Raw genomic sequence first — 8,252 nt, 5'->3', positions numbered from 1 at the left:
TATAGATGATCAGGATAGCGTTATTGGTGATATTAAATCGCAGGCCTTATTCCTGTCTTTAATTGAAGCAATAGAGTCTTTCTCAAAAGCCTTCTTTGATGAGAGTTACTGTACTGAAATTTTTTCTTCAATATCTTCATCTGAAGGACTATCTTTCGTGCAAGATAGAGTTACCTTGAACTAGAATGCTAGAAAATAAAGGGACGGTTAACTCACTTCTGTCCAATAGTGAGTTTTGAAGCGATTGAGATTGTTGTGATCACCAAGCGATTCAATCGTACCTTAACTACTAAGCTGCTTTGCCATGATTATGGAGTTACGACCATATCAAAGTGGTTTGATTTTGAAAGTTAAGGGGAGCTGTTTTGGTGACGCCGAATAGCGCAATTATCAGCAAAATTCAGCATATTTAAGTAAATTCAGTAAAACGACGAACGATCCTTTATCATTGAAAATAAAGAAAAATATAAACATATCTATGCTTGTTCAATATGATGGAAAAGTTGACTTTATTCCTGCAGGGCGTGCCATTTATTGTAAAAAGCCCCGATAACTCAATAAGTTGTCGGGGCATTTTCGATTTGGGACCGCTGGAGTTGTTTACGGATAGAGACTCTGCTCATAAAAATATTTGCTGGCGAGTAGATATATCGTTTGCTCGCTTTATAGTACGGGATTAATTATTGCTGTCTAATTTTTTACTTGATTGGTATTTGGAAGGAAGGTCGGTACATTGAATGACCACTTTCCCGATTGTGTTACCACTCTCCAATAATGCGTGTGCTTGATGCGCCTTATCTAAAGGAACGATATGAGAAACGATTGGCTCGATTTCTTTTCTATCGAGCATGACAATTAGAGAACTGAGCGCCTTTCGGTACCATTGTTTGTTATTGTTAACCTCAGATGGCAGCGCACAAAACAGTGCATTTTTACCGTTGGGAATCAGATTAAGCATACATAGCTGAATCGAGCCAGATATCATGTTCAGTAGCCCACCGAATTGCCCCCCAGAAAACCCGTAACTGACTACGATCCCACCTTGTTTTATCGCACTAAAGCTTCTATTCAAATTCTTACCTCCAATAGGGTCAAACGCCGCATCGACACCTTGGGGATACTTCGTTTTCACGACTTGAACAAAATCCTCTGTTTTGTAGTCAACCGAGATTACGCCCTGAGCGTCTATCATCGCTCGTTTACTTGAAGACGTTGTCCCTATAACCTTAACGCCAGCTCTTTTTGCTAGTTGAACTAATGCTGAGCCTACACCACCTGCTGCAGAATGAACCAAGATGGATTGCTGCGATTGAATATTGGCTTTATTGAAAAGCATGCAGTATGCAGTTAAATAATTGAGGGGGAGGCTACAGACTTGAGCTGGGTCTAAATGTTTGGGAAATTTAACCAATAAATCAGCGGCGATAGACAAATATTGGGAATAGCACCCAAATTGGGGATTCAGACCAACAACGTAATCTCCAACTTTAAACTCCGAGACCTGATTTCCGACTTCTTCTACGATTCCTGAAAAATCGTATCCGGGTATAAAAGGTGGTTTTGGTGCCATCGGGTAGCCACCTCTGCGAGCCATAATATCTGCCCAGCCAACGCCTGCCATCAGAATTTTAACGATCACATCTTTATTGCCAAGACGCTGTAAATTTTTTGTTTGAAGCTCAAGGCAGTGCGGCTCACCATGTTGATTGACCACAGCACTCACATTATGTCGCATTCAGTTAACTCCTTCGAAAATTAATCTTATAAATCAATGGAGAACATTAAATTTCACGATGATTTACAATCGAACGCTGTGAGTTTAGTATTTATAAATGGTTCAAAGAACGGCCAGAAATGAAAGGTGGCTATACAAATACAAATATGGATATTGATTGGCGATCTTGGCATTTTTTTTTAGCGATAGCGGAATGCGGTAGTTTAAGTAAAGCAGCCCAAGTTTTAAGTAGTTCCCAGCCAACATTGAGCAGACAGCTCTTTTCATTAGAACAACAATTGGGTCGTACTTTGTTTGACCGAAGCACAAAAGGCTTGGTACTAACCGATTTTGGGCAAACCTTGCTTGAGGAATGTCGCAACATGGCGGCATCTGCTGATAAATTGCAAAGACTTGTTCAAGGGCAAGATATTAGCTTATCGGGAACGGTGCGACTGTCGGTTAACGAGATGGTTGCTCAATATTATTTGCCCTCTATTCTCCCGGAGTTCCTGAATCTTTACCCGAAATTACAGGTACAAGTTGTGGTGACTAATCAGATCACCAGTCTGGATAAACGGGATGCGGATATTGCTATTAGGATGGTTCGTCCTCAGCAGCAGAATTTGATCATGAAGCACCTGTATGACATCAAGCTTGGTGCATATGCGAGTGATTCTTATCTAAAAATAGCCGGAACACCGACAACGGCAGAAGCGTTTTTTCAGCATAGGTTGTTAGGTTTTGATCGTGATACTCAGTTGGAAGAAGGGGCGACAGCGCTAGGTTGGACGATCAAAAATGAAGATCTCTATTTTCGAACAGATAATATGCCTTTAATGGTTGAGTTAGCGATAAATGGAGGTGGGATTGTATTTATGCATGCAGAGGTTGCCAAGAAAGCGAAACTTACGCCAATCGACTGCGGTATTGTGATTCCTTCACTACCGGTATATTTAACCTGTCATCGTGACGTTCAACACAATAAGAAGATACGCACGTTGATGGATTTTCTCATCGCCAATTTATTTGCCTAGTGAGTAGTGCTCCGCAACGCAAACGCTCACATCCTCATGGATTTCAGCTGAGAGTCGGCAGTTACTCAACATCAATAAAGTAGGTCGATTGTGCTGACGGATTCAAGTAGTGATACTGATCGAGAGTGAGCTCTTTGCTGTCCAAGACATTGGTGATGCTCAAACCAAATTCAGCAATATTGATGATGGCCGCTTGGGCGCGAGGCACATTTTGATCATAGATCAAGATGTATGGGCTGAGGCGTGTCTCTTTGTTGGTGGAAATCACCACCCCAATTTGATGGTCAGAGAGCTCAACAATGGTGCCTGGCGGATAAACGCCAACAACGCTAATTAACGCCATAATGTCTTTCACATCATGTTGCCCACGGCATTTATTGTACAAGTGGGTCAGCGCGCTATGAGGGCTAAGTTGGCTATTTACGCTATTACATAAGTTGTCATAGGCATTGGCTAAAATGAGCACTCGCGAGAGCTGATGAATCTCATCTTGGTTTAACCTATTTGGATAGCCTGAACCGTCATTGAGCTCGTGATGTTGCCCAATTAACTTTAACGCGGCTTCTGGGAATTTAGGGATCTTGGCACTCATTTTGAGGCTTTTCTCGACATGAGAGCAAAGCCGCTTTTGGTCATATTCTTCTAGTGGTGCTGGCTTGGCGAGCAAACTGACCGGCAGTTGAACTTTACCAATATCATGATACAACGCGGAAAACGCCACTAATTGGCACTGCTTAGGGGTAAAGCCTTTCGCCTGACAGATCAATACCGCGAGTAAAGAGACATTGAGCGAGTGGTAATGGAGCCGATTGTAGCCAACGGAATCGTTCATTAAATGAATCGCGCTGCCGCTTTCACTGCTAATGTTTTTGTAGAGAAAATTTACGATGGCGACGGATTTACTCACGCTGGGGTTTTCGTTCAGCTTGTCGAGGTCAAAGATCTCTTGAACATCATTAAGGGTGTTGGCAAATGCCTCTTTAGAGCGGTGAATACGGTCTTCAATCGCTGTAAATTGCTCGCAGCTGTCGTGCTTCTTTAACCACATTTCTTGCAAAGAGTCTTGAGCGATAAGCTCGCTTGAGCTTACAGTCTCATTTTCAGGCGCACTGTCGTGAGTGAGTGATTCATCGGGTTGTTCATGCACATCACTTTTCAGCGCATTAATGGTGATGGTTTTTATCCCAAGTTGCTTGATGATGTTTAGCTGTTCATCATTCTTAATTTTAAACGAGTTGAGTAAGAAAGGGTGCTGCCCCCATTTGAGTGGTAGATACACATAGTGGCCAACATGGAGTTGGTTTACTTCAAGTCTTACTTTCATACTCGTGTCATATCAAAAATTAAAAACATTATTCGAATCGCCGAACACATCGTAAATTCTGCGATATTCACTTATCTCGGCATTATTGTGCTGTATTCTCGATGAAATTAGTTCGAGAGGGGCAATATGTGCAGACTCTACTCTTGAGTTACTGTTATTTCTATCTTATCGCTCTGGAAAGGTGATATTGGTGAGCTCGGTCGGTTGTTATTTCGTCAAATGGTGTCGGTTGGGCTACCTTTATGCAATACAAGCTTTGTAATCACAGTAAATGCACTAAGTAATAAAGCACTAGAGGCTCAAGAGAACATGAAGGGGTTTAAAGCGGATCTTCCCACTAAAATTTGTCCAGTGTGTCAGCGGCCGTTTTCTTGGCGTAACAAGTGGCAACGCAACTGGGCAGAGGTGGTGTATTGCTCGCAGCGCTGTCGCCGATCGAAAAACTCAGCGCTGCCTTAACAGAGCCATTATCCCATTTTTAATCCAAGCCTCTCTGGCAACTACATCGACCGCCAACCTATTTACCAAGGTATTACCTCACCATTGTAAGCCCAAAACGCGCCACTTTGCTGCGGGGTTACCGCTTCAATCAACCCAATCAAATCGCAGGCCACACGCTGTGATTTAAACAGTTTTCCTTGCGGTACATTGGCCTGAAAAGGAGCTGAAAGTGGCGTGTCGGTGGTGCCCGGATGTAATGAAAGTACCGCGCCATGTATCATGGTACGTTGCCATTCTATCGCGATGGTTTTAAGAAGCATGTTGAGCGCGGCTTTGGAGGCTCGATAGCTGTACCAACCGCCAAGGCGATTGTCTTCAATGCTACCGACACGGGCAGAAATTGTCGCTAATTTAGGTGCTAGGCTTGGTTTTAATCTTGGTGAAAAATATTTGGCAAGCAGTAAGGTAGGCAAAGTATTGACTGAGATCGTTTGTAAAAAGAAATCACTGTTTACCGATGCCAGATTCTTTTCTGGCCCCTTGGTTGGGGTATGCAGCATACCGACGCAATTCACTAACCAATCTAGCTGCGTGAACTGGGCACTCAATGCCGCGATTTGCGCTTCTTCAGTAACATCGAGTTGATGCCATTGCAGCCGATCATGTTGGTATTTGGGCTGAACATGGCGGTAGGTGGCGTGAACGAGTGCACCTTGGTATCTGGTGAGTAACTCGCGCACCATAGCAAAACCGATCCCGCCATTCCCTCCAACGATTAATATCTCCATCAAAGCTAAAGCTCCTCAATATTTTGCATGTATCGCTCGGCGGTAAGTAAGATCTCATCTTGCACTTGCGGATCGGTGCGATCCCAAGAGCGATAGATCATGCCAATGCGTGGATTGTTGGCTAAACGCTGGCGATGTTTCTGCATGAAACGCCAGTAGAGGCTATTTAAAGGGCATGCACCTTCGCCACTGCGCTGTTTAACGTTGTAATGGCATCCTTTGCAGTAGTCGCTCATTTTATTGATGTAAGAACCGCTCGCCGCATAAGGTTTGGTTCCGACGATGCCACCATCGGCAAACAGCGCCATTCCGCGAGTGTTGGGCATCTCGACCCATTCAATCGCATCAATGTAAATCCCCAGATACCATTGCTCGACTTGATCGGGGGCTATTTCGGTAATTAAGCAGAAGTTGCCCGTCACCATTAAGCGTTGAATATGATGGGCATAACTGTACTCGAGCGACTGCGTAATCGCGTGATGTAAGCACGACATTTTGGTTTCACCATGCCAAAAGTAGTGAGGTAAAGCTTGGCTGGCATCCAGTGCGTTTAAGGTTTGGTAGTTGGGCATATTGGCCCAGTAGACGGCTCGGATATATTCGCGCCAACCGAGTATTTGGCGCACAAAGCCTTCTACTTGTGCGATATCGATGTCGGGACGGTGGCGATAGGCTTTGAGCGCGGCATCAATCACTTCAGCAGGGCTGAGCAGTTTACTATTGAGAGAAAAAGAAAGACGGCTATGGTACAAGCTCCACTTGGCGTTATGCTCTTGTGTCATCGCATCTTGAAAGCGGCCAAACAAAGGTAAGCAAACCTGACAAAAATAGGCCAGTAAAGAGAGGCTTTGGACGCGGTTAATCGGCCAAATTAGTTGCTCTCCAATCGATCCAATCGTGGTGATGTTATGTCGTTTTATGCGCTGAATGACGTCTAGGGTATCAGTGCCAAACTGCAATGGTTGCGGAAGCTGTTCGATATCTTGAGGTTTGAATTTATTGCGATTACTGGCATCAAAATTCCATTTTCCGCCTTCGGGCTTACCGTCTTGAATCATGATGTTGAAACGTTTTCGCATGCGGCGATAAAAGTGTTCCATCATGATGTGTTTCTTTGCTGGGAATTGCTGCTCTATTTCCGTAAATGGCAGCATGAAATGTTCGCTGTCGACACAATTTGTCGTGACACTGTCGGTGTCGGCCGGCGGTGACAGCCTGTCGCTCTTGGTTAGCGGAGCAAGTTGCAGGTTGGCCAACTGCGCGAGCAATCGGTACTCATCGGGGCGTTGGTATTCAAAAATAGTGGCATTCACTTCGGCGACATAGTAGCTAATCAATGCACTCAGATCGGTGAAGTGCTGGGTGTCATCTAAGGTCAAATGCAGGACATGGTGACCCTCTTGTTGTCGCTCATTGGCAAATGCCGCCATAGCAAGAAAAAAAGCACACACTTTTTGAATGTGATGGGGTGCATAGCTGGCTTCTTGATGCAGCTCTGCGATCAAATATAAGGTGCTCTCATCAACCTGTTCAAACCAACGGTGTTGGGCGTTAAGTTGGTCGCCCAAGATAAGTCGTACTCGAGTGTAGTGCATCAATTAAACTCCTCGTTACCCTTTGGGGTCACGATAGGCCAATCGACCATATCGACACTATCAACTTGCGCGTGGGCACAGCGCCCCTGCCAGCGTTCAATAAAGGAAGAATTAGCATCATATTGCTGCGTTTGTTTGTTGAGATCAAAGCGTCTTGAACCTCGTGGATCGGCCCCCACCCCTGCAAGGTATTGCCAATTTCCCCAATTTGATGCGACATCATAATCAACTAACTGAGTTTCAAAATAAGCGGCGCCATAACGCCAATCAAGTTGCAGTTCATGGATCAAACAACTGGCTACGATCTGTCGCCCGCGATTGGACATATAGCCGGTTTGATTGAGTTGGTGCATACACGCATTGACGATGGGGAAAGGCGTCTCTCCTCGCTTCCATTGCACAAATCGTTGCGCATAAAAGCTGGTGAGAGGGGCTGTGGTTTTATTGCCTGAAAAGTGGAATAAAGTTGCGCCATGTTTCAGTGCGGACCAATAAAAATATTCGCGCCACAGCAATTCAAAATAGATCCAATAGGTTGACTCGTTGGCGCCGTATTGACCTTCGTGTTCTGCCAGCATGGCAAGCACAGTGCGCGGCGACAAGCAGCCCATCGCCAGCCAAGGTGATAGCTTGGTTGAATAATCCATGCCATCTAATTCGTTACGAGTTTGCTTGTAGTGCTGTGGCAGAGAGGAGGAGAAATAGCGTTGGCAATGCGCTATTCCGGCGTGCTCTCCTCCGGGAAAAAGCACGGGCAGATCGTCATTCAATGCAGAAAATGTATCTTCAAATTGTAATTCTAAAGGGGGAGGTAAGTGAGTGACTTTTGTACTGGTGGATGGTTTTTGTTGCGCTTCGATTTGCTTGCGAAACTGGGTAAATGTTGCGGGCAGTGCCTCTAGTTCAAAAGGCAAGTCAGCCTCGTGGTAAAGGTTACGCATATTATCTTGTGTCACAATGAGTGATGGGAATTCTTCATCAAGGCGCTGTAAGACATCTCGCTCATCGCTGCCGACGAAATGGTCGCAATATAAGTGGGTTACAGCATGGCGTTTAATGAGTCCGTGCAATGCGATATGGGGATCAGAAGTTGTGATCAAGAGTCGTTGACGTAAAGCGCTTAATGATTCACTGAGGTTGTGTACTGATTGGGCTACAAACTGTGCTTTTGCTGCGCCAAATTGACGTTCTTGCGCATAGTGGGTGAGAAATCGCGTCATTTTGGGCACACAGTAAAGACAAATAAGCGTTTCCACTTCTTGCGAGACCCGTTGTAAAAGCGGGTTTTCATCAATACGAAGATCTTGCGTAAACCAATATAAACCTATGGTGTTTTTCACGTTTTATATCCAA

General features: G+C 44.7%; 8 protein-coding genes. 3 read left to right on the top strand and 5 right to left on the bottom strand.

Annotated features, from left to right (window positions below):
* A partial coding sequence (locus tag RH85_RS23335) for a hypothetical protein (RefSeq protein WP_006714176.1) occupies positions 1-184 on the top strand: 184 nt, incomplete at its 5' end.
* 492 nt (positions 185-676) lie between these two features.
* On the opposite strand, the gene RH85_RS18145 is transcribed toward RH85_RS23335, so the two are convergent.
* Positions 677-1,735: a quinone oxidoreductase family protein gene (locus RH85_RS18145; RefSeq protein ID WP_006714175.1), complete on the bottom strand. Its 1,059-nt coding sequence runs from the start codon at positions 1,733-1,735 to the stop codon at positions 677-679.
* 119 nt (positions 1,736-1,854) lie between these two features.
* On the opposite strand from RH85_RS18145, the gene RH85_RS18140 reads away from it, so the two are divergent.
* Entirely contained in the window at positions 1,855-2,751 is an 897-nt protein-coding gene (locus tag RH85_RS18140) for a LysR family transcriptional regulator (protein ID WP_006714174.1), read from the top strand.
* Between the two features lie 61 nt (positions 2,752-2,812).
* Here RH85_RS18140 and RH85_RS18135 read toward each other — a convergent pair whose 3' ends face one another.
* On the bottom strand, positions 2,813-4,075 hold the full coding sequence (locus RH85_RS18135; protein WP_006714173.1) for a cyclic di-GMP phosphodiesterase: 1,263 nt from the start codon (positions 4,073-4,075) through the stop codon (positions 2,813-2,815).
* A 309-nt stretch (positions 4,076-4,384) separates the two neighbouring features.
* Here RH85_RS18135 and RH85_RS22460 point away from each other — a divergent pair, with 309 nt between their 5' ends.
* A complete protein-coding gene (locus RH85_RS22460; protein WP_006714172.1) occupies positions 4,385-4,534 on the top strand; it encodes a DUF2256 domain-containing protein in 150 nt (49 codons plus the stop codon).
* Between the two features lie 62 nt (positions 4,535-4,596).
* Here the strand turns inward: RH85_RS22460 and RH85_RS18130 are convergent, their stop codons facing one another.
* Genes RH85_RS18130 through RH85_RS18120 form a run of 3 tightly spaced genes read right to left on the bottom strand, consistent with a single transcriptional unit; the run spans position 4,597 to position 8,239 of the window.
* Entirely contained in the window at positions 4,597-5,304 is a 708-nt protein-coding gene (locus tag RH85_RS18130) for an SDR family oxidoreductase (protein ID WP_006714171.1), read from the bottom strand.
* Between the two features lie 5 nt (positions 5,305-5,309).
* Positions 5,310-6,899, bottom strand: a complete 1,590-nt coding sequence (locus RH85_RS18125; RefSeq protein WP_006714170.1) for a cryptochrome/photolyase family protein — start codon at positions 6,897-6,899, stop codon at positions 5,310-5,312.
* On the bottom strand, positions 6,899-8,239 hold the full coding sequence (locus RH85_RS18120) for a DASH family cryptochrome (protein WP_006714169.1): 1,341 nt from the start codon (positions 8,237-8,239) through the stop codon (positions 6,899-6,901). The genes RH85_RS18125 and RH85_RS18120 overlap by 1 nt, the downstream gene beginning before the upstream one ends.
* Between the last annotated feature and the right edge of the window lie 13 nt (positions 8,240-8,252).

This window comes from Vibrio ichthyoenteri ATCC 700023 (genome assembly GCF_000222605.1).
Taxonomy (GTDB): Bacteria; Pseudomonadota; Gammaproteobacteria; order Enterobacterales; family Vibrionaceae; genus Vibrio; species Vibrio ichthyoenteri.
Note: the sequence above shows the minus strand (reverse complement) of the source record. Positions and strands in the feature narration are given on the sequence as shown.